The following is a 992-nucleotide window of genomic DNA, read 5'->3' as shown; positions in this document are numbered from 1 at the left end:
CGACGCACCTACAAAGCCACCCTCAGCATCAACATCTTGACGCCGACGATCAGCCCGTAACTTCACGGCCTTGCCCTTTGGGGCGCCGCTGGACCAGCCTAGTCGCCGGGGCGCGCCCCTGTCCGTGGATCTTGGGGCGGGAAAAACCGGTGGCCGTGGCGTCCGGTTCGACGGGATGATCCGCGATGACCGAACTGTCTGCAGAGGGAGCCGTGATGGGCGCCGACGAACCCGAGGTCCGTACGACAGCAGGTGTGGTGCGGGGAGCCGGAGAGGCGGCGGGATCGGCGGTGTTCAAGGGGATCCCGTTCGCCGAACCGCCCGTCGGAGCCCTGCGGTTCGGGGCGCCGAGGCCCGTGCGGAGCTGGGACGGCGTACGGAAGACGGTCGCGTACGGGACGCCGCCTCCGCAGTCCGCCGCGTTCGGCATGGACGCGCTGGTGTCCGGCGACGCGGTGGACGAGGGGGACTGGCTGACCCTGAACGTCTGGACGCCCGACCCCGGCCCCGGCGCGGGGCTGCCGGTCATCGTGTGGATGCACGGCGGCGCGTACGTCATCGGGATGTCGGGCCTGCCCGAGTACGACGGCGGCCGGCTGGCGCGGGAGGGTGCCGTCGTCGTGGTGACGCTCAACTACCGGGTCGGCATCGAGGGGTTCGCGCACATCGAGGGGGCGCCCGCCAACCGGGGCCTGCTGGACCAGGTCGCCGCGCTGGAGTGGGTGCGGGACAACATCCGTGCCTTCGGCGGCGATCCGGGCCGTGTCACGGTCGTCGGCCAGTCTGCGGGCGCGGGTTCGGTGGCCGCGCTGCTCACGATGGAGCGCGCGGCCGGGCTCTTCGGCCGGGCCGTCGCACAGAGCGTGCCCGGTACGTTCTTCTCGCCCGAGCTCGCCGCCGACATCGCCCGGGAGTTCGCCGCGGACCTGGGCGTGCGGCCGACGGTGGAGGACCTGGGCGCGGTGGCGCCGCGACGGCTGCCCGCGGTGGCG

1 protein-coding gene is annotated in these 992 nt (G+C 73.0%); it reads left to right on the top strand.

Annotation, left to right across the window (positions count from 1 at the left end; translation table 11 throughout):
• Nucleotides 1–185: 185 nt before the first annotated feature.
• A partial coding sequence (locus O3Q52_RS53515) for a carboxylesterase family protein (protein ID WP_269655602.1) occupies nucleotides 186–992 on the top strand: 807 nt, incomplete at its 3' end.

The organism is Streptomyces sp. ActVer (assembly GCF_027270795.1).
Taxonomy (GTDB): domain Bacteria; phylum Actinomycetota; class Actinomycetes; order Streptomycetales; family Streptomycetaceae; genus Streptomyces; species Streptomyces umbrinus_A.
This window is presented reverse-complemented; position numbering and strand designations above follow the sequence as displayed.